Here is a 25,290-nt window from a genome sequence, read left to right on the forward strand (position 1 = left end):
CCTACAGCTCGGGGTAGAGCGGGTACTTCGTGGCCAGCGCGGTGACCCGGGCCTTCAGCGACGCGGCCTTGGCCTCGTCGAAGGTGGGCAGCAGGGCCTCGGCGATGACGTCGGCGACCTCGCGGAAGTCCTCGACCTGGAAGCCGCGGGTGGCGAGCGCCGGGGTGCCGATCCGCAGGCCGGAGGTGACCATCGGCGGGCGCGGGTCGTTCGGGACCGCGTTGCGGTTGACCGTGATGCCGACCTCGTGGAGGCGGTCCTCGGCCTGCTGGCCGTCGAGCTGGCTGTTGCGCAGGTCGACCAGGACCAGGTGCACGTCGGTGCCGCCGGACAGCACCGAGACGCCGGCCGCGGTCGCGTCGTCCTGCAGCAGGCGCTCGGCGAGCAGCTTCGCGCCGTCCAGGGTGCGCTGCTGACGGTCCTTGAAGTCCTCGGAGGCGGCGATCTTGAAGGAGACGGCCTTGGCCGCGATCACGTGCTCCAGCGGGCCGCCCTGGAAGCCGGGGAAGACCGAGGAGTTCAGCTTCTTGGCGAACTCCTGCTTCGCCAGGATGATGCCGCCGCGGGGGCCGCCGAGCGTCTTGTGCGTGGTGGAGGTGACCACGTCCGCGTACTCGACCGGGTTCGGGTGCAGACCGGCGGCGACCAGGCCCGCGAAGTGGGCCATGTCGACCCAGAGGTAGGCCTCGACCTCGTCGGCGATCCGGCGGAACTCGGCGAAGTCCAGCTGGCGCGGGTAGGCGGACCAGCCCGCGATGATCACCTTGGGGCGGTGCTCCTTGGCGAGGCGCTCGACCTCGGCCATGTCGACCAGGCCGGCCGAGTCGACGTGGTACGCGACCACGTTGAACTGCTTGCCGGAGAAGTTCAGTCGCATGCCGTGGGTCAGGTGGCCGCCGTGCGCCAGGTCCAGGCCCAGGATGGTGTCACCGGGCTGGGCGATCGCGAAGAGGGCGGCCTGGTTGGCGGAGGCGCCGGAGTGCGGCTGCACGTTGGCGTACTCGGCGCCGAACAGCTCCTTGACCCGGTCGATGGCGATCTGCTCGGCCACGTCGACGTGCTCGCAGCCACCGTAGTAGCGGCGGCCGGGGTAGCCCTCGGCGTACTTGTTGGTGAGGACCGAACCCTGTGCCTCCATCACCGCGACGGGCGCGAAGTTCTCGGAGGCGATCATCTCGAGGGTGGTCTGCTGGCGGTGCAGCTCGGCGTCGACCGCGGCGGCGATCTCGGGGTCGAGCGCGTGCAGGGACTGGTTAAGAACCGTCATGTCAGGGTCTTCCCGTGGGGCGGTGCGGGCAGTGGACCAAGGGAGAGAGCCGGCCGCCGCGCKGCGGCCGGCCCCCCGTCAACCAGTGGTTCAGGCCTTGATGAAGGCGTCGTACTCGGCGGCCGAGAGCAGCTTGTCGGTCGCCTCGACCTTGACCTTGAAGAGCCAGGCGTCCCCGAACGGCGAGGAGTTGACCAGGGCCGGGTCGTCGATGACGGCCTGGTTGATCTCGGTCACCTCGCCGGTGACGGGGGAGTACAGGTCGCTGACCGACTTGGTGGACTCGAGCTCGCCACAGTCCTCACCCGCGGTGACGGTGGCACCGACCTCGGGGAGCTGGACGTAGACGATGTCGCCGAGGGCGTCAGCCGCGTGCGCGGTGATGCCGACCGTCGAGACACCGTCCACGGCCTCGGTCAGCCACTCGTGCTCCTCGGTGTACTGCAGGTTCGTGGGGTTGCTCATGGCGTCATTCTCCAGGATCGCAAGAGGGTAGGGCGAAGCCGTCCGCTGTGCGGACCGGTCTGAAAGGGGGTCAGGATCAGCGGGCGCGCTTGTAGAACGGCAGCGCAACGACCTCGACCGGCTCGTGCTTGCCGCGCACGTCGACGGCCACCGCGGTGCCGGGGGCGGCGTGCGCCGCGTCCACGTACGCGATGGCGATCGGCTTGCCCAGGGTGGGGGACGGGGCACCCGAGGTGATCCGCCCGATCGGGGTGCCGTCCGTGCTGACCACGTCGTACTCGGCGCGCGGGACGCGCTTGCCCTCGGAGACCAGGCCGACCAGCTTGCGCGGCGGGTTGGCCTCGGCCTGCGCGGCGGCGGCCTCCAGGGCCTTGCGGCCGACGAACTGACCGTCGTTGGTGGTCTTGTCGAAGCGGACCACCCGGCCCAGGCCGGCGTCGAACGGGGTCAGGTCGGTGGAGAGCTCGTGCCCGTAGAGCGGCATGCCGGCCTCCAGGCGGAGGGTGTCGCGGCAGGACAGGCCGGCCGGGACCAGGCCGACGGGGGTGCCGGCCTCGGTCAGCGCGTTCCACAGGTGCTCGGCGTCGGCCGGGGCGCAGAAGACCTCGAAGCCGTCCTCGCCGGTGTAGCCGGTGCGGGCCAGCCAGACCTCGCGGTCCGCGACGGTGGCGGGCAGCAGCGCGTAGTACTTGAGGCCGGGCAGGTCGGCGTCGGTGACCGAGGCCAGGATGCCGTTGGCCTCCGGGCCCTGGACCGCGATCAGCGCGTAGGCGTCCCGGTCGTCCCGGACCACCGCGTCGAAGCCGGCCGCGCGCTCGGTCAGCGCGTCCAGCACCACCTGGGCGTTCGAGGCGTTGGCGACCACCATGTACTCGGTCTCGCCGGTGCGGTAGACGATCAGGTCGTCCAGGATGCCGCCGTCCTCGCGGCAGATCATCGTGTAGCGGGCGCGCAGCACGCCGAGCGCGGAGATGAAGCCGACCAGCGCGTGGTCCAGCAGCTCACCGGCCTGCGGGCCCGTCACGGTGATCTCGCCCATGTGCGAGAGGTCGAAGAGACCGGCCTTGGTGCGGACCGCGAGGTGTTCCTCACGCTCGCTGCCGTAGCGGAGCGGCATGTCCCAGCCGGCGAAGTCGGTCATGGTCGCGCCGAGCGAACGGTGCAGCGCGTCGAGCGCGGTGAGGCGAGGGGACATGGTGACTGGACTCCTTGGCAGCAAACGGGCATGCAGGGGTGGAGTCTCCCCGTCTGTCGTCACAACCTGAGAGCTTCACCGCTCATCCAAGGATGGCGGCTTGCACCGTGGGTGGGCGCACGGCGCGGCCGTGTCCACTTTCCAGATCTGCCTCGCCCGGGCGGTAGGGGTGCCTGAGAGATTCCGGGGAGGACTTGCTCCTTCGGCGCCGGCCTGTGCCACGAGGGCAGTCCGGACTCTCCCGCGCGGGTTCGAGCGGCCAGTGTGAAGTTGTGGGCGGGGTCATCATGGCACGAGTCGGTACCCCGGGGGGAGGGGGCCCCGACCGCTACGCTTTCGCAGCACAGACCTAGAGGGGCGGTACCAGAGGGCGATGGGTTACCCGGCGGGCGACACAGGGGCACAGGCGTGGGCCGAGCCGGGCACGGCGCCGCCCGGCGGCAGCTGGCCGGTCAACGAGCTGGAGCAGGTGCTGACCGCCGCACTCGGCGACCCGGGCGCGACGCCCCGGGTGATCGAGGTGCTGGCGCGCAGTCAGATCTGGATCCCGCTCCCCGCCGGGGCGGACCCGCAGGGCAGCGGTCTCGATCTGCCCACGATCGAGCTGGCGGGCTCCCCGTACGTCCCGGTCTTCTCCTCGCAGGAGACCTTCCTGCAGCAGGCGCCGGGCCTGGCCTGTGCGGTCGCACCGGCCTGGGAGTTCGCCCGGGGGCTGCCGCTCGGGGTCGGCATCGCGGTCAACCCGGAGGCGCCGGTGGGTATCCCGGTGCCGCCGGAGGGGGTCGGCGAGCTGCGCCGGGGGCCGCAGGGCGAGCGCTGGGAGCAGCAGCCGGACGGAGCCAGGGTGGCCCTGCGGGAGCCGGAGCCGGCCGAGGAGCCGTACGCCTTCCTGGGTGCCGCGATCACCGAACTGGCGGAGCTGCCAGGTGTACTGACGGCCCGTCGGGTGCTGGCCGGGGTGGAGCGGGACGCTCCGGTGCTGTTCATCGGGGTGCAGCTGGACGCCGGCTGGCCGGCCGACCCCGGGCAGGTGAACGAGGCGCTCGGCCGGGCGCTCGGAACCACCCCGCCGCCGTGGGGCGTCCATCTGGTGCTGCTGGATCTGGTGGCCGATCCGGTGGTGGAGTGGATGCTCACCCGGGTACGCCCCTTCTACGTGCGTTCCGGAGCGGTCCCCGGCTGATCCGACCGGTGACCCACCGGTACGGGGCGGCGGTATGACGGCTGTCGGGCCGGGCCAATAGGCTTCGCTCGGAGCCCAGGGCGGGACGGGCGGAAACGGGCGGAGCGAGGTATGAGCGCGGGAGCGACGGCAGACGGCGCGATCGAGCGCGCCCTCGGCGAGGTCGCGCCCGACCGCTTCGACGCCTACGAGCGGCTGCTGTACGCGCTTGCCGAGGGCCGGGTCTGGATGCTGCTGTGGCACGGCACCCCGGGCAGCCCGGACGCCCAGTACGGGAACATGGAGCTCGGCGGCCACGGCTACGCCCCCGCCGTCACCTCGCCCGAGCAGCTGGCCGCGAGTGGCTGGGCCCGCAGTCACGAGGTGATCTCGGGCCCGGAGATCGCCAACGCGCTGTACCGGACGCGCTGGGGCCTGTGGCTCAACCCGCACGTGCCCGGCGGTGGCGTCGGGGTGCCCTGGGCCGACCTGCGGCGGATCGCCGCCGGTCTGGACCGGCTGCCGGCCGGGCCGCTCCAGCTGTCCGAGCCGGTGGTCCAGGCGCCGCAGTTCTACGCCCAGCTGCAGCGCGAGGCGGCCGAGGTGCGCCCGGTCCGGGCGCTCCGGCAGGCCTGGGTGCGTCCGGCGCTCGGTGAGCCCTACCTGGCGATCGGTCTCGACCTGTACGACACCTCGCCGCCCGCCGTCGAGGCGGCCAGGGCGCTGGTGCAGCGTGCGGTGCCGCAGATCCCGGCTGGGCTGCCGGTCTCCACCGTGGTGCTGGCCGACGAGTGGGACCCGGTGGCGCTGTGGATGCGCGCCTTCGCCCGCCCGTTCTTCGACCGGGAGGCCCGACCGTACCCTGCCCAGGGGTACTGGCCGCACCAGCCCTGGCAGTGAAACCCCCTGCTCCGACAGGGTAGTTGGGGTACGTCCCGATTGTTCATCTACGCGCATCTTGACATACATGTAACAGCTGTGTGAAGAGCGTTATTCGGCAAGGTCACGAGTGCATGCGGACAGATCACAGTTGGGCATCCTTCGGTTGTCAGGTCTGGCGTATGGCAACCCGAATGCCAGAGAGTCTGCCCAAAGCGGTTCATGGGTTTGGCCGACCCGGTCCTGCAACTCCCTTGCTTTCCAGCATCCTTCGTACACCGCCGCATCAGCGGCCGGGCAGCACCGCACCGACGCACCAGCACCACCACCGCACCAGTACGCGACACCGGACCACCCTTCGGGCCCGGGCCCCACCGGGCCCGCCGCCCGTGCGTGTCCGGACCGTGGGCCGGCCACCGTCGGCGAGGGGAACGAACTGAGACATGAGCACTTCCACTGAGAGCACCACCGACGCTCCGCTGCCAACCGCAGTACCGGCCAAGCGGATCGAGGGCCGTTCACCAGGCCGGATCGCCTGGGACCGGCTCAAGCGCGACAAGGTCGCGTTGGCGGGCGGCGTCGTGGTGCTGCTGCTGATCCTGGCCGCGGTCTTCGCGCCGGTGCTCACCTCGCTGCTCGGTCATCCGGTCGACGAGCCGCACCCGGACCAGATCAACCCCGACCTGGGCCTGCCCAACGGCTCCTTCGGCGGTATGAGCGCGGACTACCTGTTCGGCGTGGACCCGACCTTCGGTCGCGACGTGTTCAGCCGGATCGTCTACGGCGCGCGCATCTCGCTGACCGTGGCCCTGCTCGCGGCCGCCGTCTCGGTGGTCATCGGCGTGCTGATGGGTGTCACGGCCGGGTACTTCGGCGGCTGGGTCGACGCCGTGATCAGCCGGGTGATGGACGTCCTGCTCGCCTTCCCGCAGCTGCTGTTCAGCATCTCGCTGGTGTCGGTGATGCCCAACTCCCTGCTGGGCCTCGACGGCAGCGGGGTCCGGATGGCGATCCTGGTGCTGGTGATCGGCTTCTTCGGCTGGCCCTACATCGGACGCATCGTCAGAGGCCAGGCGCTGTCACTGCGCGAACGGGAGTTCGTCGACGCGGCCCGCAGTCTCGGGGCCGGCCGGGTGCACATCCTGCTCCGGGAGCTGCTGCCCAACCTGGTGGCGCCGATCCTGGTGTACTCGACCCTGATCATCCCGACCAACATCCTCAGCGAGGCCGCACTGAGCTTCCTGGGCGCGGGCGTCAAGCCGCCGACCCCTTCCTGGGGCCAGATGCTCTCCGAGGCCACCAAGATCTACCAGGTCGATCCGACCTACATGGTGATCCCCGGCCTGGCGATCTTCGTCACCGTCCTCGCCTTCAACCTGTTCGGCGACGGACTGCGTGACGCGCTCGACCCCAAGGGCAACTGAGCCCCGAGGCGAGCACCAACTGCCCCATCCCGCAAGGCCGTCCGACCCCCATCGGCGGCCGGTCCACCACGCGGCCCACCCACTTGGGGGATCACAGCCCCCCGGCGGACCGCTCAGGCCCGCACTTCATCAGGAGGATCCGTACCCATGACGCGTAACAGGACGCTCGCCGCCGCCGCCCTGGTGGCAACGCTGGCCCTCACCGTCTCCGCCTGCGGCGGCTCGAAGGGCGGCGGCGCCGGCGACGGCGCCAGCACGTCCGCCTCGAAGGGTGGCTTCAACGCCGCTGTCGACAAGGTGCACAACCCCTCCGACAAGAAGGGCGGCACCCTCAACCTGTGGTCCAGCACGGACGTTGACTCGCTGGACCCGGGTCGTGCCTACTACGCCTCGGTGTGGAACTACGAGCGCTTCTACGCCCGTACGCTGCTCGCCTTCGACGGCAAGCCGGGCAAGGAGGGCCTGAAGCTCGTTCCGGACCTCGCCGCCGCGCAGCCGGAGATCGCCGCCGACGGCAAGACCTACACCTTCAAGCTGAAGAGCGGCCTGAAGTTCGAGGACGGCTCGCCGATCACCACCAAGGACATCAAATACGGCATCGAGCGCATCTTCGCGCAGGACGTCGTCGCCGGTGGTCCGACCTACCTGATCAACTCGCTGGACCAGGGCCAGGACTACAAGGGCCCCTACACCGACACGGACCCGAACAAGCTGGGTCTGAAGACGGTGGAGACCCCGGACGACACCACGATCGTCTTCCACCTGGCCAAGCCGGACTCCTCCTTCCCGTACCTGCTGGCGATGGGCTCGGCCTCGCCGGTGCCGCAGAAGCTGGACACCGGTGCCAAGTACGGTGACAAGCCGGTCTCCTCGGGCCCGTACAAGTTCAAGTCGGCCGAGCCGGGCAAGGGCTACGAGCTGGTCCGCAACGAGAACTGGGACCCGGCCAGCGACTCGTTCCGCAAGGCGCTGCCGGACGTCGTCAAGCTGACGATCACCACCAACGCCGACGACATGGACGCCCGCCAGCTGGACGGCACCGCCGACCTCGACTGGGCGCAGACCGGTCTCTCGCAGGCCGCCCAGGCCAAGGTCCTCACCGACCCGGCGCTGAAGGCCAACACGGACAACCCGTACAACGGCTTCATCCGCTTCATCGCGCTGGTCCCGGCGGTCGCGCCGTTCGACAACATCCACTGCCGCAAGGCCGTGATGTACGCGGCCGACACCACCGCGCTGCAGACCGCCCGTGGCGGCAACTCGGCCGGTTCGCTGTTCGGCTCGATGCTGCCCCCGAACATCCTCGGCTCGGACGACTACGACCCGTACGGCCTGACCAAGGGCAAGCCGGACGTCGAGAAGGCCAAGGCGGAGCTGAAGGAGTGTGGCAAGCCGGAGGGCTTCGCCACCACCATCGCCGTCCGTGGCAACAAGGCCAAGGAGGTCAACACGGCCGTCGCGCTGCAGACCGCCCTGAAGGCCATCAACGTCACGGTCAACGTCGAGCAGTACGACGGCAAGCTGCTGGCCTCGGTCGCCGGTTCGCCCGACACCGTCCACACCAAGGGCTACGGCCTGATCGTGGCCGGCTGGGGTGCGGACTACCCCGACGGCGCCGGCTACATGCAGCCGCTGATGGACAGCCGGTTCATCAGCAAGACCGGTAACAGCAACTACCCGGAGACCAAGGACCCGGAGGTCGACGCCTGGTTCGACCAGGCCGCGGCCGAGAAGGACCCGGCGAAGGCCGCCGAGATCTACAAGAAGATCAACCACAAGGTCGTGGACGGCGCGGTCTGGCTGCCGGTCGTCGCCGACAAGGCGCTGAACTACCGCAACCCGCGCCTGACCAACGTGTTCATCAACGACGCCTTCGGCGAGGTGGACTTCCAGGCCCTGGGTGTCTCCGACGGCAAGTGACCCAGCCCTGATCCCCGCTTCCGTAGTTCGCTCAGCTAGTCCGAAGGGCAGGTGAAGGCTCCGCCGGGGCCGGTCGGAACTCCTACAGGGGTTCCGGCCGGCGCCCGGCGGGGTCGACCGCAATGCTCGTGTATTTCATCCGACGGCTCGTCAATGTCGTCGCCATGCTGCTGGTGGTCTCCGCGGTCACCTTCGGCATCTTCTTCATGGTGCCGAAGCTCACCGGTACCGACCCGGCGCTGTACTACGTCGGCAAGATCGCCGACCACGCCGCGGTCGAGGGTGTCCGGCACAAGATGGGCCTCGACAAGCCGATCATCGAGCAGTTCTACCTGTTCCTGAAGGGCCTGTTCGCCGGGCGCGACTACAGCACCGGCGTCGACATCACACACTGCGCCGCCCCGTGCTTCGGGTACTCCTTCAAGACCGAGCAGGAGGTCTGGCCGGTACTGCTGGACCGGCTCGGGGTCACCGCCTCGCTGGCCGCCGGCGCCTCCGTGCTCTGGCTGGTCTTCGGCACCGCGACCGGTGTGGTCTCGGCGCTCAAGCGCCGCACCCTGCTGGACCGGATCACCATGACCACCGCCCTGGCCGGGGTCTCGCTGCCGATCTACTTCACCGGCATGCTGGCCAGCGCGATCTTCGTCTACCAGCTCGGCTGGTTCCCGCACGACTACGTCGAGTTGGGCGCCGACCCGGTCGCCTGGGCGCAGAACCTGATTCTGCCCTGGATCACCCTCGCCTTCCTGTACGCCGCGACGTACGCCCGGCTCACCCGGGCCACGCTGCTGGACGTGCTCGGCGAGGACTACATCCGAACCGCGCGGGCCAAGGGCCTGAGCGAGCGGACGGTGATCGGCAAGCACGCCATGCGCTCCACGCTGACCCCCATCCTCACGGTGTTCGGAATGGACCTCGGCGGTCTGATCGGTGGCGCGGTGCTCACCGAGTCCACCTTCAACTTCCGTGGTCTGGGCTACGAGGCGGTCTACTCGATCGCCTCCAGCGACCTTCCGGTGATCATGGGTGTGACCCTCTTCGCCGGCTTCTTCATCATCCTGGCGAACCTCCTGGTTGACGTGATGTACGCCGTGGTCGACCCTCGGGTGAGGCTGACATGAGCAAGAACACCACCTTCGTCCCCGCCCAGCGTGACGGGGCTCCCGAGGGCTTCCTCACGGTCCGCGACCTGCGGGTGCACTTCCCCACCGACGACGGTCTGGTCAAGTCCGTCGACGGGCTCAACTTCTCCCTGGAGAAGGGCAAGACGCTCGGTATCGTCGGCGAGTCCGGCTCCGGGAAGTCCGTCACCTCGCTCTCCATCATGGGTCTGCACCGCACCGGAACGAAGCGCGGCGCACCCAAGATCACCGGTGAAGTCTGGCTGGACGGCGAGGAGTTGGTCAGCGCCGACCCCGAGCGGGTGCGGCAGCTGCGGGGCCAGAAGATGGCGATGATCTTCCAGGACCCGCTGACCGCGATGCACCCGTACTACTCGGTCGGCGCCCAGATCGTCGAGGGCTACCGGGCCCACCATCCGGGCGCCTCGAAGAAGGAAGCCCGCACCCGGGCGATCGAGATGCTCGACCGGGTCGGCATCCCGCAGCCGGACAAGCGGGTGGACTCCTACCCGCACGAGTTCTCCGGCGGTATGCGGCAGCGCGCGATGATCGCGATGGCACTGGTCAACGACCCCTCGCTGCTGATCGCCGACGAGCCCACCACCGCGCTGGACGTCACCGTCCAGGCGCAGATCCTGGACCTGATCCGGGACCTGCAGAAGGAGTTCGGCTCCGCGGTCATCATCATCACCCACGACCTGGGTGTGGTGGCCGAGCTGGCCGACGACATCCTGGTGATGTACGGCGGCAAGTGCATCGAGCGCGGCCCGGCGGCCTCGCTGTTCGAGTCCCCTGAACACCCCTACACCTGGGGCCTGTTGGGCTCGATGCCGAGGCTGGACCGGCCGCTGCAGGACCGCCTGATCCCGGTCAAGGGCACCCCGCCCAGCCTGATCAACGTGCCGTCCGGCTGCGCCTTCCACCCGCGCTGCCCGTACGCCGGGCTCACGGGCGGTCGGTCCGACACGGATGTCCCGACCCTGGCCGAGGCCGGCCCCGGGCACCACGCCGCCTGCCACCTGCCGATCGCCGACCGGCACCGGATCTTCACCGACGAGATCGCGCCCCGGCTGTGAGCACGTACCACCCCTCAGGAGAAGACCCCATGACGGACAGTCAGACGGCGACGGTTCCCTCGCCTTCCCCGGCCTCCGACCGTGAGCCGCTGCTCCGGGTCTCCGGACTGACCCGGCACTTCCCGATCACCAAGGGGCTGTTCGGCCGTCAGAGCGGCGCGGTCCGGGCAGTGGACGGGATCGACTTCGAGGTCCGGGCCGGCGAGACCCTCGGCGTGGTGGGCGAGTCCGGCTGCGGCAAGTCGACGATGGGCCGGCTGGTCACCCGGCTGGACGAACCCACCTCCGGCAAGATCGAGTTCGACGGCAAGGACATCACCCATCTCGGTGTCGCGGGGATGCGCCCGCTCCGCCGGGACATCCAGATGATCTTCCAGGACCCGTACTCCTCGCTGAACCCCCGGCACACCGTCGGCAGCATCGTCGGCGCGCCGTTCAAGCTGCAGAAGGTCGCCACCGAGCACGGCGTCAAGCGCGCCGTGCAGGACCTGCTGGAGCTCTGCGGCCTCAGCCCCGAGCACTACAACCGCTACCCGCACGAGTTCTCCGGCGGGCAGCGGCAGCGGATCGGGATCGCCCGGGCACTCGCCCTCAAGCCGAAGATGATCGTCGCCGACGAGCCGGTCTCCGCGCTCGACGTGTCGATCCAGGCCCAGGTGGTGAACCTGCTCGACGACCTGCAGAAGGAACTCGGCCTGACCTACCTGATCATCGCGCACGACCTCTCGGTGGTCCGGCACGTCTCCGACCGGGTCGCGGTGATGTACCTCGGCAAGGTGGTGGAGATCGCCGACCGGGACGCGCTGTACGCGTCGCCGATGCACCCGTACACCAACGCGCTGATGTCGGCCGTGCCGACGCCCGACCCGCGGCGCAAGCAGCAGCGTGAGCGGATCCTGCTCACCGGTGACGTGCCGTCGCCGATCAACCCGCCCAGCGGGTGCCGGTTCCGGACCCGCTGCTGGAAGGCCCAGGACATCTGCGCCAGCCAGGAGCCGCCGCTGGCCGCGCCCAAGGCGGGGCACCAGGTGGCGTGCCACTTCCCGGAGAACGCCGTTTAGTCTGCGACCGAGCTCAGCCTTCTACGGGTCCAGGGGCTCGGGGAACTGCGAAAGTGCCTGACCATTTACGGACGGATCACCTGGTCCGAGGTCGGCGTCGCAGTTCCCCGAGCCCCTGGGTCGTAGATGGCCGAGGCCCTGCCAGACTGTCCCGTGGCACGGCCGGTGACGGTCGATGAGGGGCAGCAGTGGTGGAGTTCGCGGAGTTCGAGCGCAGTGGGTGGGCGCGCCGCAGTGGTACGTACGACGACGGGTTCGGCGCGATGACGGCCGGGCTGCATGCCAGGCTGCTGGCCGAGGCGGATCTGCGGCCGGGGGTCCGGCTGCTCGAAGTTGGGTGCGGCACCGGTCGGTTGGCGTTGTCGGCGATCGAGCTGGGCGCCGAGGTGGTGGCCACCGACGCGGTGCCGGAGATGGTGGCCGAGGCCGGCCGGGTGCTGCCGAAGGTGCTGCGGGCCGAGCTGCCGGGGCTGCCGTTCGGGGCGGACGAGTTCGACTGCTCGGTCGGGGCGTTCGTGATCAACCACGTGCCCGACCCGGAGGCGGCGGTCCGTGACCTGGCCCGGGTGGTCGTCCCCGGGGGCAGGGTGGTGCTCTCCTGCTGGGACGCCCTGACGGCCAACCAGGCGCAGGGTGTCTTCTTCGACGCGGTCGCCCAGGCCGGTGCGGCCCGCCCGGCCGGGCTGCCGGAGAGCTCGCCGTTCGCGGCGTACGCGACGCCCGAACTCTTCGCCGGGCTGCTGCGCACCGGGGGCCTGACCGAGGTCGAGGTGCACCGGGTCGGCTGGACCCACCGGGTCGCGCCGGACCGCTGGTGGCGGGCCGTGCTGACCGGCACCGTGCTCACCTCCTCGCTGATCGAGGGTCAGGACGAGGGCACGGTCGGCCGGATCAAGGCCAGGTACGACGCCCTGACGGCCCGCTGGGCCGAGCCGGACGGCACGGTCGCGCTGCCGGTGGCAGCACTGGTCGCGGTAGGCCGGGCGGCGGGCTGACCGGCCGGTACCGGGGCGGCTGTACTCGTACGGGTGACCGGCGCGGTAAGAATTGACGGTGACTTCGCAACTTTTCGCCCCCGATGTGCAGCAGACCCTGGACCTGGTCGGCATCTTCGCCTTCGCCCTGTCCGGGGGTCTGCTGGCGGTCCGTAAGAACATGGACATCTTCGGCATCGGTGTGCTCGCCGAGGCGACCGCGCTGGGCGGCGGGGTGATGCGCGACCTGGTGATCGGGGCCACTCCGGTGGTGGCGTTCACCAACCTCGGGTACTTCCTCACCCCGCTGCTGGCCGCCCTGGTGGTGTTCTTCCTGCACCCCGAGGTGGAGCGGATCAACCGCGCCGTACAGACCCTGGACGCGCTCGGCCTCGGCCTGTTCTGCGTCACCGGCACCGCCAAGGCACACGACTACGGCCTGGGCGCGGTCCCCGCGATGGCGCTCGGGATGCTGACCGCGGCCGGCGGCGGGGTGATCCGGGACGTGCTGGCGCACGAGATGCCCGCGCTGCTGCGCTGGGACCGGGAGATCTACGCGGTGCCCGCGCTGGTCGGCTCGGCGATGGTGGTGGTGCTGATCGGCGCCGGGCAGCTCACCACCGCGACCGGTACGGCCTCGGCGCTGACCGCGTTCGTGCTGCGGATGCTGGCGCTCAGGTACGGCTGGCGGGCGCCGCGTGCTTGGCACCGCAACGGTTCTCGCACCAGCGAGGAGTAGGCGAGCCGCCGTAGGCGAGCGAGATCGCCTCGACGGTGCAGAGCAGTTCGGGCAGCAGCCGGCTGAGCTCGGCGATCGGGGCCACCCCGACCGGGGCGGACATCGAGCAGGCGGCGATCGCGGTGCCCTCGGGGCCGACCACCGGGGCGGCGATGCAGTTCACCGTCTCCTGGTACTCGGCCTGGTCGACCGCCCAGCCCTGGCGCTGCACGGCGGTCAGCTCGGCGCGGAACTCCTCGACGGTGCGGATGCTGGTGCTGGTCCTGGCCGGGAAGTCCTGGACGTCCAGAAAGGCCGTCAGCTGATCCTCCGGCAGATCCGCCAGCAGCACCTTGCCGACCGCGGTGGCGACCGCGGGGACGCGCTGGCCGATCCGGGCGGCCGGGTCCGACCAGGTGCCGGGCCGGTCGGGGTAGCGGCTCTGCACCTTGTCCAGGTAGAGCACCTCGCCGGCGTCCAGCACCGCGAGTTGCACGGTGTGCCCGTACCGGTCGTTCAGCGAGGCCAGGTACGGGGCGGCGACCTGGCGGACGTCGATCCCCGCCAGGGCCTGCTGGGCCAGCGAGAACAGCCGGCCGCCGAGCCGGTAGCGCTGGTCCGGCTGGCGGTCCACCAGGCCGTGTTCCTGCAGCGTGCGGAGCAGCCGGAGGGCGGTGGACTTGTGCACGCCGATCCGGGTGGCGGCCTGTTCCAGCGAGGCGGGCCCGTCGCCGAGCGAGGCCAGAATGGTCAGCGCCCGGTCCACCGTCTGCGACATTCCGCTCCGCCCCCTTGCCCGTTGAGTTGAGCCAGGAGGCTAACGGCGCGTTGCAGAGGGTGCAATGGCCAAATCGTGACCAGCAGGGCCCCTACACTTGTGCCGCTATGCCTTATCTCGACCACGCGGCCACCACTCCGATGCTGCCCGAGGCGATCGCCGCCATGAGCGCGCACCTCGGGGTGGTCGGCAATGCCTCCTCCCTGCACGCGGCCGGCCGCCGGGCCCGCCGGGTGGTCGAGGAGTCCCGCGAGTCGCTGGCCAGGTCGCTCGGTGCGCGGCCCAGCGAGATCGTGCTGACCGGTGGCGGCACCGAGTCCGACAACCTCGCCGTGAAGGGCCTGTACTGGGCCCGCCGGGACGCCGATCCGGCCCGCCGCCGGGTGCTGTGCAGCCCGGTCGAGCACCACGCGGTGCTGGACGCGGTGCACTGGCTCTCCGAGCACGAGGGCGCCGAGGTCGAGTACCTGCCGGTGGACGGCTACGGACGGGTGCACCCCGAGGCGCTCCGCGAGGCGATCGAGCGGGACCCGGCCTCGGTCGCCCTGGTCACCGTGATGTGGGCCAACAACGAGGTCGGCACCCTGCAGCCGATCCACGAACTCGTCGCGGTGGCGCAGGAGTTCGGCATCCCGATGCACGCCGACGCGGTGCAGGCGCTGGGCCAGGTGCCGGTCTCGTTCGCGGAGTCCGGGCTGGACGCGCTGACCGTCACCGGGCACAAGGTCGGCGGCCCGTACGGGGTCGGCGCGCTGCTGCTCGGCCGGGGCGTCACGCCGGTGCCGCTGCTGCACGGCGGTGGCCAGGAGCGCGATGTCCGCTCCGGGACGCTGGACGTGCCCGCCGCCGCCGGGTTCGCCGCCGCCGCCGAACTCGCGGTGCAGCGCCGGGCCGAGCACGCCGTGACGGTGGCCGCGCTCCGGGACGAGCTGGTCGCCGAGGTGCTCCGGGTGGTCCCTGACGCCGTGTTGAACGGCGATCCGGCGGCGGCCGGCCGACTGCCCGCCAACGCGCACTTCTCCTTCCCCGGCTGCGAGGGCGACGCGCTGCTGATGCTGCTGGACGCCCAGGGCATCGAGTGCTCCACCGGCTCGGCCTGCTCGGCCGGTGTGCCGCAGCCCAGCCACGTGCTGCTCGCGATGGGTGCCGACCCGCTGCTGGCCAGGGCCTCGCTCCGGTTCTCGCTGGGCCACACCTCGACCCGGGACGACGTGGCCGCGCTGGCCGCCGCGATCGGGCCTGCGGTACTCCGTGCTCGGAACGCCGGACTCGCCGCCGCCGCCCGTCGTTGAAACACGTACGCTTGTCGGCATCATGACTGACTTCCCCGGTGCTCCCGTGTCCCCTGGCAATGGCCGGCTCCGCGTGCTCGCGGCGATGTCCGGCGGCGTCGACTCGGCGGTGGCCGCCGCGCGGGCGGTGGAGGCCGGGCACGAGGTGACCGGTGTGCACCTGGCGCTGTCCTCGAACCCGCAGTCCTTCCGGACCGGCGCCCGGGGCTGCTGCACCATCGAGGACTCCCGGGACGCCCGCCGGGCCGCCGACGTGATCGGGATCCCGTTCTACGTCTGGGACCTGGCCGAGCGGTTCCGCGAGGACGTGATCGACGACTTCGTCGCCGAGTACGCGGCCGGCCGGACCCCGAACCCCTGCCTGCGCTGCAACGAGAAGATCAAGTTCGCCGCACTGCTGGACAAGGCGATCGCGCTCGGCTTCGACGCGGTCTGCACCGGGCACTACGCCCGGATCGTCGATCTCCCGTCCGGGGAGCGGCAGTTGCACCGCGCGGTGGACATGGCCAAGGACCAGTCCTACGTGCTCGGAGTGCTCGACGCGGACCAGCTCGCGCACTCGCTCTTCCCGCTCGGCGACACCACCAAGGACCTGGTCCGCACGGAGGCCGAGCAGCGCGGCCTGGCCGTCGCCAAGAAGCCGGACAGCCACGACATCTGCTTCATCGCCGACGGTGACACCCAGGGCTTCCTGGCCAAGCACCTCGGCACCGCCACCGGCGACATCGTGGACGCCGACGGCAGCAAGCTCGGCGAGCACGACGGGGCGTACGGCTTCACCATCGGCCAGCGCAAGGGCCTGCGGATCGGCACCCCGGCCGCCGACGGCAAGCCCCGCTACGTGCTCGACATCTCGCCGGTGAACAACACCGTCACGGTCGGCCCCGTCGAGGGCCTGGACGTGCTCGGCCTGACCGCGATCCGTCCGCGCTGGTGCGGGGAGGCCCCGGCCGGCCAGGGCTCGTACACCGCCCAGCTCCGGGCGCACGGCGAGGAGGTCCCGGTCACCGCCACGCTGACCGACGGCGAGCTGCACGTCCGGCTCGCCACCGCCGCCCGGGGGATCGCCCCCGGCCAGGCCGTGGTGCTGTACGACGGCACCCGGGTGCTCGGCTCGGCCACCATCGCGAGCACCGAACGGCGCCAGGTCAGCGCGTAACCAGGTGGGCCGAAGGCGGTGCACCTGGTAGACCTTGGGCACTATGAACATCACTGTTTTCTGTTCCGCGTACTCGCTCGACGAGAAGTACACCGCCCCCGCCGCCGAGTTCGCCCGCCTGCTCGGGGAGGGCGGGCACACCCTGGTCTGGGGCGGCTCGCACGCCGGGCTGATGGGGCTGCTGGCCGACGGGGTCAAGGAGGCCGGCGGGCGGCTGGTCGGGATCTCGGTGGAGTTCCTGGCGCACAAGACCTACGAAGGCGCCGACGAGCTGGTGATGGCGCGTGACCTGGCCGAGCGGAAGGCGCAGCTGCTGGCCCGGGCGGACGCCGTGGTGGTGCTGGTCGGCGGGCTCGGGACGCTGGACGAGATCACCGAGGTGCTGGAGCTGAAGAAGCACGCGCTGCACGACAAGCCGGTGGTGGTGCTCGACACCGAGGGCTTCTACGGCGGGCTGCGCACCCAGCTGGAGCGGATGGACACCGAGGGCTTCCTGCCCCGGCCGCTGGCCGAGCTGATCACCTTCGCGGCCGAACCGGCCGAGGCGCTGGCCCTGTTGGAGGAGAAGAACTGATGGGTGCTCACCTGATCACCGGAGCCGGCTCGGGCATCGGCGCGGTCGTCGCCGAGCGGCTGGCCGAACGCGGCGAGCAGCTCTGGCTGGTGGCCCGGGACGCCAAGCGCGGCGCCGAGCTGCGGGCCCGCTTCCCCGGCAGCCGGACGCTGGTCGGCAACCTGGCCGACCCGGCGAAGCTGTCCTGGGCGCTCGGCCAGCAGGAGCTGCCGATCGAGCTGGACTCGATCCTGCACATCGCGGGCGTGGTCCAGCTCGGCGAGATCGGCGACCTGCCGGTCAAGGCCTGGCAGGAGCAGCTGAACGTCAACCTGGTCGCGCCGGCCGAGCTCACCCGGCTGCTGCTGCCCTCGATCCGGCAGGCCCGGGGACATGTGGTCTTCGTCAACTCCGGGGCCGGCCTGCGGGCCGATGCCACCTGGGGGGCGTACGCCGCCACCAAGTTCGGGCTGCGGGCGCTGGCGGACGCGCTGCGGGCGGAGGAGCACGGGCACGGGGTACGGGTCACCTCGGTCTACCCCGGACGGACGGCCACCGCGATGCAGGTGAAGGTCCATCAGCAGGAGGGCAAGGAGTACGACCCGTCCCGCTGGATCGCGCCGGAGTCGGTCGCCACCGCGATCCTCACCGCGCTGGACCTGCCCCGGGACGCCGAGATCACCGAGATCACCGTCCGCCCGGGCGGCTGAGCAGGGTGCCGAGCCACGGGTGCCATAAGGTCGCCGGGTGAGCACTCAACTGGGTTTCCCCGAGCTGGTCGGCGCCGCGACCGGGATCGGTTCGCTGCCGGGTACGGACGCACGGGAGGCGGCGAAGACCGCCGTCGGCGCGTTGGAGTTGCTGCCGCACCTCCCCGAACTGCCCGCGCGGGGGCCCGGCGCGGACATGATCGGGCGCGGGGCCGGCCTGCTGGTCGAGCTGTTCGCGCAGACCGAGCCGAGCGGGTGGCGGTTCGCCGACCGGCCGGGGCGGGACACCAAGCGGGCGCACTCCTGGCTGGGCGAGGACCTGGACGCGCTGGAGGAGCACACCCAGGGGTACCGGGGTGCACTGAAGGTGCAGGCGGTCGGGCCGTGGACGCTGGCCGCCTCGATCGAACTGCGCAACGGCGAGAAGGCGTTGCGCGACCGGGGCGCCTGCCGGGGGATCGCCGAGTCGCTCACCGAGGGGCTGCGCCGGCACCTCGAGGACGTCCGGCGGCGGATCCCCGGCGCGCAGGTGGTGCTTCAGCTGGACGAGCCCTCGCTGCCCGCCGTGCTGGCCGGTGACGTGAAGACGGCCAGCGGCTTCCAACGGCTGCGGTCGGTGGACCGGCAGGTCGCCGAGGAGCTGCTGCGGGGCGTCATCTCGGCGCTGGACGCCCCCGTGCTGGTGCACAGTTGCGCGCCGGGTGTGCCGATCCCGCTGCTCCGCCGGGCCGGGGCGGCCGGGATTTCGCTGGACTTCGGCCTGCTGACGGAGCGTGATGACCAGGACCTGGGTGAAGCGGTCGAGGCCGGCACGATGATCCTCGCCGGTGTGGTGCCCTCCACCGACCAGGGAATGACAGACCCGGCCGGTAGTGTCCAGGGGGTCAGGACGTTGTGGCGCAGGTTGGGGCTGTCCCCGGAGCTGTTGGGCCGCCGGGTGCTGGTGACACCGACCTGCGGGTTGGCGGGGGCTTCGCCCGCGTACGCGCGGACGGCGCTGTCACTCAGCGCGAGGGCGGCGCAGAGCCTGGTGGACAACCCGGAGTAGACCGCGCCGATTTTTCACTGGAGGACGCGGTGGCGGTCGAGGGCTGGGAGGACGTTCCGGCGGAGGTGCGCAAGCAGCACGCGGAGCTGGCGGCCGAGGTCGAGGAGCACCGGGTCCGGTACTACGAGCAGGACGCGCCGACCGTCACGGACGCCGAGTTCGACCGCCTGATGCGGGAGTTGGAGGCGATCGAGGCCGAGCACCCGGTGCTGGTCACGCCCGACTCGCCGACCCAGAAGGTCGGCGGCGCGCCCACCGAGCAGTTCGCCGAGGTGGAGCACCGCGAGCGGCTGCTCAGCCTGGACAACGCGATGGACGACGAGGAGCTGGCCGCCTGGGCCGACCGGGTGGCTCGCGAGCTGGACGGCCTGGAGTACCACTACCTGTGCGAGCTCAAGGTGGACGGCCTGGCGGTCAACCTCACCTACGAGCACGGCCGGCTGGTGCAGGCCGCCACCCGGGGCACCGGCCGGGTCGGCGAAGACATCACCGCCAACGTCCGCACCATCAAGGAGATCCCGCACCAGCTGAAGGGGGATCACCTCCCCGCCCTGGTGGAGATCCGCGGCGAGGTCTACCTGCCGACCGAGGCGTTCGCCGAACTGAACGCCTCGCTGGCGGCGGAGAACGAGCGCCGCCAGGCGGTCAACGAGCAGCGCGAGCTGGAGGGCAAGCGCCCCGGCGCCCTGCTCAGGCTGTTCGCCAACCCCCGGAACGCGGCGGCCGGTTCACTCCGCCAGAAGGACCCGCTGGTCACCGCCTCCCGCCCGCTGCACATGGTGGTGCACGGCATCGGCGCCCGCGAGGGCTTCGACATCGACTGCCAGTCGCACGCCTACCAGCTGCTGCACGACTGGGGCCTGCCCACCGCCCGGCACAACCGGGTGGTGGGCACGCTGGACGAGGTGCGCGCCTTCATCGCGCAGTTCGGCGAGCAGCGGCACTCGGTCGAGCACGAGATCGACGGCGTGGTCGTCAAGGTGGACGAGATCCCGCTGCAGGGCCGGCTCGGCGCCACCTCCAAGTCGCCGCGCTGGGCGATCGCCTGGAAGTACCCGCCGGAGGAGGTCAACGGCCGGCTCGCCAAGATCGAGGTCGGCATCGGCCGCACCGGCCGGGCCACCCCGTACGCGGTGCTGGCCGAGCCGGTCAAGGTCGCGGGCTCGATGGTGCAGTACGCCACCCTGCACAACCAGGAGATCGTCAAGGCCAAGGGCGTGCTGATCGGCGACACCATCGTGCTGCGCAAGGCCGGGGACGTGATCCCGGAGATCCTCGGTCCGGTCGAGGACCTGCGGGACGGCTCCGAGCAGCCCTTCGAGATGCCGACACACTGCCCCGAGTGCGGCTCCGGGCTGCGCCCGATGAGCGAGGGAGACATCGACCTGCGCTGCCCGAACGCCCAGGGCTGCCCGGCCCAGATCCGGGAGCGGATCGCCTACCTCGGCGGCCGTGAGTCGCTGGACATCGAGGGGCTCGGGTACGTCGCCGCCACCGCGCTGACCCAGCCGCTGGAACCCAAGCAGCCCCCGGTCGGCAACGAGGGGGACATCTTCGGGCTGACCATCGATCAGCTGCTGCCGATCAGGGTCCGGGTGCTGGAGCCGAAGACCGGCATGCCCAAGCTGGACGACAGGACCGGCAAGGAGAAGGAGGTCTCCTTCTTCGCCAATCTCAAGGGCGAGCCGAAGAAATCGGCCACGGTGCTGCTGGAGAATCTGGACAAGGCCAGGGACCGGCCGCTCTGGCGCTTCCTGAACGGTCTGTCGATCCGTCACGTCGGCCCGGTCGCCGCTCAGGCGCTGGCCAGGGAGTTCCGTGACCTGGACCGGATCTTCGCCGCGACCGAGGAGGAGCTGGCCGCCGCCGAGGGGGTCGGCCCGGTCATCGCCAAGGCGATCAAGGAGTGGTACGAGGAGGAGTGGCACCGCGAGATCCTGGCGAAGTGGCGCGCCGCCGGCGTCCGCTTCGTCGAGGAGAGCGCCCAGGACGAGGGCCCCCGCCCGCTGGAGGGGCTCACCGTGGTGGTCACCGGCACGCTGGCCGGGCACACCAGGGACGGTGCCAAGGAGGCGCTGACCTCGCGCGGGGCCAAGGTGACCGGCTCGGTCTCGAAGAAGACCGACTTCGTGGTGGCCGGTGACAACCCCGGGTCGAAGTACGACAAGGCGGTACAGCTCGGGCTCGCGGTGCTGGACGACGCCGGGTTCGCCGTCCTGCTGGCGCAGGGGCCGGAGGCGGCCCGGGCCCACCTGGGGATCGAGCCGGCCGAGGAGAGCCCGGCCGAGGAGGTCACGGAGGCCCCGGCCGAAGGCTGAGGCGCCGTTATCTTCCTGATGCCTCGTCAGCGGGGTCTGTCCGAAAGAAACCGGGCATTCTGTCAGTGTGCGGCATCCCCAAGGGATGTTCCGGCGGTGGCGTGTCCAGGGTTGTCCGAAAGTCCGCCTTACCGGTCGGACACCGGCTTACCCTTAGGGCGACACTGTGTCAGCAGGGGCGGTCGGCACCGGGGTTGCAGCCGGTACCACTGGGGGACGCCTCGCCCGCTGACGCCTGCCGGCTCTCCGGGTGTCGCACCGAAAGGCGGCCTGAACGGGGCGGGCCCGACGGAGGACAGGGCTTATGGATCGTACGACCGGCGGCGCACCCACACGCCCGCCGCAGGGGGTGGCAGGTGCGGTCCTGCTGCTCGGCGTGCTGTTGGCCGGTGCGGCGCCGCTCATCCCGCTCGCCGTCCTGGTCTACCGGCACGAGCCCGAGCTGTTACCGCTGTTCGCGGTGCCGCTGGCGGTGCTGGTGGCCGCCTGGCGGATCGCCCGGGACCGGGCACGGGACCAGCTCACGGACCCGCTGACCGACCTGCCGAACCGTCATGCCCTGCTGCTGGCCGCCCAGGAGGCGATCGCCGAGCACGGCGACGACCAGGACTGGAACGTCGGTCTGATCCTGCTCGACCTGGACAGGTTCAGGTCGCTCAACGACGCGCTCGGCCACACCGCAGGGGACCGGCTGCTGGTGCACATCGCCCGCCGGCTGCACCGGGCGCTGCGCTCGGGCACTCACAACCCCGGCCGGGACGACCCGGACGACGTGTTCTCCAGCCTGCCGCCGCCGGTCCAGCAGAGCCTGCGCCCGGTGGTGGCCCGGATGGGCGGCGACGAGTTCGCCGTCCTGCTGCCCGGGGTCGGCCGTCCGGACACCCTGGAGCGGGTCGCCAGGGCGCTGATCGCCGAACTCGCCGCGCCGATCCGGCTGGACGGGCTGCTGCTGGTGCTGGAGGCCAGCGCCGGGGTCTGCGTCTACCCGGCGCACGCCCAGGACGCCGAGGCACTGCTCCGCCGGGCCGACGTGGCGATGGCGCACGCCCAGCGCCGCCGGACCGGGGTGGAGCAGTACGACGAGACCCGGGACCTCGACACGCCGTACCGGATCGGCCTGCTGGGTGACCTGCGCCGGGCGCTGGAGACCAGCGAGGTGCAGCTGCACTACCAGCCGAAGGTCGCCTTCGACGGGCGGGTGGTCGGTCTGGAGGCGCTGCTCCGCTGGGAGCGGCCGGGCCAGGGGCGGGTGCCCCCGGACGAGTTCATCGGTCTGGCCGAGTCCAGCGGCCTGATGCCCCGGCTGACCGACTACGTGCTGGAGACGGCGGTCGGCCAGCTGGCGATCTGGCGCGCCCAGGGCCTGGAGGTCCAGGTCGCGGTCAACGTCTCGCCCCGGGACGTGCTCAACCCCGGCTTCGCCGACCGGGTGGCCGGGCACCTGACCCGGCATCACGTGCCCGCCGCCGCACTGCAGCTGGAGATCACCGAGCGGCTGCTGCTGGACGACTCCCGGCTGGCTGCCGACACCCTGGCCGAGCTGCGGCGATACGGCGTCGGCATGTCGCTGGACGACTTCGGCACCGGCCACTCCTCGCTGGTGCGGCTGCGTTCGCTGCCGGTCGGCGAGCTGAAGATCGACCGGTCCTTCGTCTCCCGGATGGTGGCCGACGACCACGACGCGGCGGTGGTCCGCTGCTCGGTCGAGCTGGCCCACTCGCTCGGCCTGACCGTGGTCGCCGAGGGCGTCGAGGACGACGAGACCTGGGAGAAGCTGCACAGCATGGGCGTGGACGCGGTGCAGGGCTGGCTGGTCTCCGCCGCCCTCCCGGCCGACCAGGCCACCGCCTGGCTGATGGTGCACCGCACCGGCGCTCCGGCGGTCGAGCTGCTCGCCCCGCCGCCGGCCCTGCCGCCGGTCGCGGCCCCGACCACCCCGCAGTAGCCCGGCCCGAGCCCTGTCCCGACGCCCGTCCTGACATATGTCGGGACGGGCGTCCGCCGTGCTCCCCCTAGGATGGGCTCCACAGACAGAGGACGGGCACGTCACCATCCGCCCGACCGACCAGAACTCACCTTGAGGATCGCTGCATGCCTGGCATCACGCGCGAGGAGGTCGCCCACCTCGCCCGGCTGTCGCGTCTGGAGCTGCAGGCCGAAGAGCTGGACCACTTCGCCGAGCAGCTCGACGTGATCATCGGCGCGGTCGCCCGCGTTTCCGAGGTCGCCGGACAGGACGTCCCGCCGACCTCCCACCCGCTGCCGCTGACCAACGTCATGCGCGCCGACGTGGTGCGACCGTCGCTCACTCCCGAGCAGGCGCTGTCCGGCGCCCCCGCCGTCGAGGAGCAGCGTTTCCGCGTGCCGCAGATCCTCGGGGAGGGCTGATCACCATGACCGAACTGATCAAGCGGACGGCCGCCGACACGGCCGCCGCCATCGCCTCCGGCGAGGTCTCCGCCGTCGAGGTCGCCCAGGCGCACCTGGCCCGGATCGACGCCGTCGACAAGAAGGTCAACGCCTTCCTGCACGTGGACACCGAGGGTGCGCTGAGCGCCGCCCGCGCGGTGGACGAGAAGCGCGCCAAGGGGGAGAAGCTCGGCCCGCTGGCCGGCGTCCCGCTCGCGCTCAAGGACGTCTTCACCACCAAGGGCGTCCCCACCACCTGCGGCTCCAAGATCCTCGAAGGCTGGGTCCCGCCGTACGACGCCACCCTGACGACCCGTCTGAAGGACGCGGGCGTGGTCATCCTCGGCAAGACCAACATGGACGAGTTCGCGATGGGCTCCTCCACCGAGAACTCGGCCTACGGCCCGACCGGCAACCCCTGGGACCTGTCCCGGATCCCCGGCGGCTCCGGCGGTGGCTCGGCGGCGGCGCTGGCCGCGTACCAGGCCCCGCTGGCGATCGGCACCGACACCGGTGGTTCGATCCGTCAGCCCGGCGCCGTCACCGGCACGGTGGGCGTGAAGCCGACCTACGGTGCGGTCTCCCGCTACGGCCTGATCGCGTTCTCCTCCTCGCTGGACCAGGGCGGTCCGTGCGCCCGTACGGTGCTGGACACCGCGCTGCTGCACGAGGCGATCGCCGGCTACGACCCGCTGGACTCCACCTCGATCAACGCGCCGGTCCCGGCCGTGGTCGAGGCCGCCAAGCGCGGCGAGGTCCGCGGCATGCGGATCGGCGTGGTCAAGGAGTTCGCCGGCGAGGGCTACCAGGCCGGCGTGATGCAGCGCTTCAACGAGTCGGTGGAGCTGCTCCGTGAGCTCGGCGCCGAGATCGTCGAGGTTTCCTGCCCGTCCTTCACCCTGGCCCTGCCCGCCTACTACCTGATCGCGCCCAGCGAGGCCAGCTCCAACCTGGCCCGCTTCGACGCGATGCGGTACGGCCTGCGGGTCGGCGACGACGGCACCCGCTCGGCCGAGGACGTCACCGCCCTCACCCGTGAGGCGGGCTTCGGCGCCGAGGTCAAGCGCCGGATCATCCTCGGCACCTACGCCCTCTCCTCGGGCTACTACGACGCCTACTACGGCTCGGCCCAGAAGGTCCGCACCCTGATCTCGCGCGACTTCGACGCCGCCTTCGCCGGTGTCGACGTGCTGATCTCGCCGACCACCCCGACCACCGCCTTCCCGATCGGCGAGCGCGCCGACGACCCGATGGCGATGTACCTGGCCGACCTGTGCACGATTCCGTCGAACCTCGCGGGCAACGCGGCCATGTCGCTGCCCTGCGGGCTCGCGCCGGAGGACAATCTCCCGGTCGGCCTGCAGATCATCGCCCCCGCGATGGCGGACGACCGCCTGTACCGCGTGGGCGGCGCCGTCGAGGCCGCACTCAACGACAAGTGGGGACACCCCCTGCTCGAGGAGGCACCGGCACTGTGAGCAGCATCGAGAAGGCCAAAGCCCAAACGTCGTCCATCAAGGGGTGGAAGCACTCGAAGCCCGGTCTGTGGCTGTCCATCGGCACCAGCGCCTTCGGCGCGGTCTCGATCGTCAAGGACGTCAAGAAGGCCCGCGGCGAGAACGACACCCTCAAGCTGATCAACGCCCTGGTCGGCGCTGCCGCGCTGATCACCGGCACTGCACTCCTCGTCCGTGAGCTCAAGCGGCTCGGGGACGACGACGTGCTGCTGGGCTGACGGACCTCCAAGACTCAACTGAAGGG

The 25,290-nt window shown here is 71.2% G+C and carries 22 protein-coding genes, 1 pseudogene and 1 riboswitch; of the genes and pseudogenes, 19 read left to right on the top strand and 4 right to left on the bottom strand.

What is annotated here, in order from left to right; all coding sequences use genetic code 11:
* Position 1: 1 nt before the first annotated feature.
* From glyA to gcvT, 3 genes are all read right to left on the bottom strand, one after another.
* On the bottom strand, positions 2-1,267 hold the full coding sequence (gene glyA / locus ACXJMZ_RS01510) for a serine hydroxymethyltransferase (RefSeq protein ID WP_457028130.1): 1,266 nt from the start codon (positions 1,265-1,267) through the stop codon (positions 2-4).
* 90 nt (positions 1,268-1,357) lie between these two features.
* Positions 1,358-1,732 (bottom strand): glycine cleavage system protein GcvH, encoded by a 375-nt coding sequence (gene gcvH, locus ACXJMZ_RS01515; RefSeq protein ID WP_457028131.1) that lies wholly within the window; start codon positions 1,730-1,732, stop codon positions 1,358-1,360.
* Between the two features lie 76 nt (positions 1,733-1,808).
* Entirely contained in the window at positions 1,809-2,927 is a 1,119-nt protein-coding gene (gene gcvT, locus ACXJMZ_RS01520; RefSeq protein ID WP_457028132.1) for a glycine cleavage system aminomethyltransferase GcvT, read from the bottom strand.
* Positions 2,928-3,078: 151 nt separating this feature from the next.
* Positions 3,079-3,181: riboswitch (glycine riboswitch) on the bottom strand.
* 119 nt (positions 3,182-3,300) lie between these two features.
* Here gcvT and ACXJMZ_RS01525 point away from each other — a divergent pair.
* The 9 genes from ACXJMZ_RS01525 to ACXJMZ_RS01565 all read left to right on the top strand — a co-directional run bounded on the left by ACXJMZ_RS01525 (position 3,301) and on the right by ACXJMZ_RS01565 (position 13,283).
* Positions 3,301-4,110 carry an enhanced serine sensitivity protein SseB gene (locus ACXJMZ_RS01525; RefSeq protein ID WP_457028133.1) on the top strand — a complete coding sequence of 270 codons (810 nt, stop codon included), beginning with the start codon at positions 3,301-3,303 and terminating at the stop codon, positions 4,108-4,110.
* A 111-nt stretch (positions 4,111-4,221) separates the two neighbouring features.
* Positions 4,222-4,989 (top strand): enhanced serine sensitivity protein SseB C-terminal domain-containing protein, encoded by a 768-nt coding sequence (locus tag ACXJMZ_RS01530; protein WP_457028134.1) that lies wholly within the window; start codon positions 4,222-4,224, stop codon positions 4,987-4,989.
* 422 nt (positions 4,990-5,411) lie between these two features.
* Positions 5,412-6,392: an ABC transporter permease gene (locus ACXJMZ_RS01535; protein ID WP_457028135.1), complete on the top strand. Its 981-nt coding sequence runs from the start codon at positions 5,412-5,414 to the stop codon at positions 6,390-6,392.
* Between the two features lie 147 nt (positions 6,393-6,539).
* Positions 6,540-8,312 carry an ABC transporter substrate-binding protein gene (locus ACXJMZ_RS01540; RefSeq protein ID WP_457028136.1) on the top strand — a complete coding sequence of 591 codons (1,773 nt, stop codon included), beginning with the start codon at positions 6,540-6,542 and terminating at the stop codon, positions 8,310-8,312.
* Between the two features lie 122 nt (positions 8,313-8,434).
* Positions 8,435-9,433 carry an ABC transporter permease gene (locus tag ACXJMZ_RS01545; RefSeq protein ID WP_457028137.1) on the top strand — a complete coding sequence of 333 codons (999 nt, stop codon included), beginning with the start codon at positions 8,435-8,437 and terminating at the stop codon, positions 9,431-9,433.
* Positions 9,430-10,509 (top strand): ABC transporter ATP-binding protein, encoded by a 1,080-nt coding sequence (locus ACXJMZ_RS01550; RefSeq protein WP_457028138.1) that lies wholly within the window; start codon positions 9,430-9,432, stop codon positions 10,507-10,509. The genes ACXJMZ_RS01545 and ACXJMZ_RS01550 overlap by 4 nt, the downstream gene beginning before the upstream one ends.
* A gap of 29 nt (positions 10,510-10,538) precedes the next feature.
* Complete coding sequence (locus ACXJMZ_RS01555; RefSeq protein ID WP_457028139.1) at positions 10,539-11,570, top strand: ABC transporter ATP-binding protein; 1,032 nt, start codon at positions 10,539-10,541, stop codon at positions 11,568-11,570.
* A gap of 188 nt (positions 11,571-11,758) precedes the next feature.
* Positions 11,759-12,565: a class I SAM-dependent methyltransferase gene (locus ACXJMZ_RS01560; RefSeq protein WP_457028140.1), complete on the top strand. Its 807-nt coding sequence runs from the start codon at positions 11,759-11,761 to the stop codon at positions 12,563-12,565.
* A 58-nt stretch (positions 12,566-12,623) separates the two neighbouring features.
* A complete protein-coding gene (locus ACXJMZ_RS01565) occupies positions 12,624-13,283 on the top strand; it encodes a trimeric intracellular cation channel family protein (RefSeq protein WP_457028141.1) in 660 nt (219 codons plus the stop codon).
* On the opposite strand, the gene ACXJMZ_RS01570 is transcribed toward ACXJMZ_RS01565, so the two are convergent.
* Positions 13,219-14,040, bottom strand: coding sequence for an IclR family transcriptional regulator (locus ACXJMZ_RS01570; protein ID WP_457028142.1), 822 nt, complete (start codon positions 14,038-14,040; stop codon positions 13,219-13,221). The two genes, ACXJMZ_RS01565 and ACXJMZ_RS01570, sit on opposite strands and share 65 nt — an antisense overlap.
* 107 nt (positions 14,041-14,147) lie before the next feature.
* On the opposite strand from ACXJMZ_RS01570, the gene ACXJMZ_RS01575 reads away from it, so the two are divergent.
* The 10 genes and pseudogenes from ACXJMZ_RS01575 (at position 14,148) to ACXJMZ_RS01620 (ending at position 25,264) form a co-directional block, all read left to right on the top strand.
* Positions 14,148-15,332 carry a cysteine desulfurase family protein gene (locus tag ACXJMZ_RS01575; protein ID WP_457028143.1) on the top strand — a complete coding sequence of 395 codons (1,185 nt, stop codon included), beginning with the start codon at positions 14,148-14,150 and terminating at the stop codon, positions 15,330-15,332.
* Between the two features lie 22 nt (positions 15,333-15,354).
* Positions 15,355-16,491: a tRNA 2-thiouridine(34) synthase MnmA gene (mnmA, locus tag ACXJMZ_RS01580; RefSeq protein ID WP_457028144.1), complete on the top strand. Its 1,137-nt coding sequence runs from the start codon at positions 15,355-15,357 to the stop codon at positions 16,489-16,491.
* 43 nt (positions 16,492-16,534) lie between these two features.
* Positions 16,535-17,065 (top strand): LOG family protein, encoded by a 531-nt coding sequence (locus ACXJMZ_RS01585; RefSeq protein WP_457028145.1) that lies wholly within the window; start codon positions 16,535-16,537, stop codon positions 17,063-17,065.
* Positions 17,065-17,754, top strand: a complete 690-nt coding sequence (locus ACXJMZ_RS01590) for an SDR family oxidoreductase (protein WP_457028146.1) — start codon at positions 17,065-17,067, stop codon at positions 17,752-17,754. Before ACXJMZ_RS01585 ends, ACXJMZ_RS01590 begins: the two co-directional genes overlap by 1 nt.
* Before the next feature lie 37 nt (positions 17,755-17,791).
* Complete coding sequence (locus ACXJMZ_RS01595) at positions 17,792-18,802, top strand: methionine synthase (protein ID WP_457028147.1); 1,011 nt, start codon at positions 17,792-17,794, stop codon at positions 18,800-18,802.
* A gap of 29 nt (positions 18,803-18,831) precedes the next feature.
* Positions 18,832-21,120, top strand: a complete 2,289-nt coding sequence (gene ligA / locus ACXJMZ_RS01600) for an NAD-dependent DNA ligase LigA (RefSeq protein WP_457028148.1) — start codon at positions 18,832-18,834, stop codon at positions 21,118-21,120.
* 367 nt (positions 21,121-21,487) lie between these two features.
* Positions 21,488-23,099 (top strand): annotated as a pseudogene (locus ACXJMZ_RS01605) (putative bifunctional diguanylate cyclase/phosphodiesterase); the annotation flags it as partial.
* 112 nt (positions 23,100-23,211) lie between these two features.
* Positions 23,212-23,508, top strand: a complete 297-nt coding sequence (gatC, locus tag ACXJMZ_RS01610) for an Asp-tRNA(Asn)/Glu-tRNA(Gln) amidotransferase subunit GatC (RefSeq protein ID WP_057232708.1) — start codon at positions 23,212-23,214, stop codon at positions 23,506-23,508.
* 5 nt (positions 23,509-23,513) lie between these two features.
* Positions 23,514-25,007: an Asp-tRNA(Asn)/Glu-tRNA(Gln) amidotransferase subunit GatA gene (gatA, locus tag ACXJMZ_RS01615; RefSeq protein ID WP_457028149.1), complete on the top strand. Its 1,494-nt coding sequence runs from the start codon at positions 23,514-23,516 to the stop codon at positions 25,005-25,007.
* Positions 25,004-25,264, top strand: coding sequence for a hypothetical protein (locus ACXJMZ_RS01620; RefSeq protein WP_457028150.1), 261 nt, complete (start codon positions 25,004-25,006; stop codon positions 25,262-25,264). Before gatA ends, ACXJMZ_RS01620 begins: the two co-directional genes overlap by 4 nt.
* Positions 25,265-25,290 lie beyond the last annotated feature (26 nt).

It is taken from the genome of Kitasatospora sp. P5_F3 (assembly GCF_054049135.1).